This is a genomic window from Aestuariibaculum marinum (assembly GCF_014596975.1).
GTDB lineage: Bacteria > Bacteroidota > Bacteroidia > Flavobacteriales > Flavobacteriaceae > Aestuariibaculum > Aestuariibaculum marinum.
Genome location: NZ_JACVXD010000046.1, coordinates 1 through 365 on the forward strand (window position 1 = coordinate 1; position 365 = coordinate 365).

At 44.9% G+C, this 365-nt stretch carries 1 protein-coding gene; it reads left to right on the plus strand.

The window, feature by feature from the left end; translation table 11 throughout:
* Positions 1 to 365, plus strand: a 365-nt coding sequence (locus tag ICJ85_RS16160) for a hypothetical protein (RefSeq protein ID WP_206688060.1), incomplete at both ends; no start/stop codon positions are given.

The window sequence follows — 365 nt, forward strand, 5'->3', positions numbered from 1 at the left end:
GTGGCCATCACCGATGCAACTTTCAACGATAATTGTTCCGTAAGCTCAATTGCATGGGTAATGACCGGTGCTGTAAACGATACCGGTTCTGGACAGGTCGGAACATATACATTCCCGATAGGGACAACTACAATTACATATACCGTATCTGACAATGCTACCCCAGCCAATACAGCTACTGATGTCATGACGGTAACAGTCACCGATAATGAAAATCCAACGGTAAACGCTACAAGCAATGTTGTTACAACAACTAGTGCAGATGCCTCTGGAGACTGTACCGTGGATGTGGCCATCACCGATGCAACTTTCAACGATAATTGTTCCGTAAGCTCAATTGCATGGATAATGACCGGTGCTGTAAA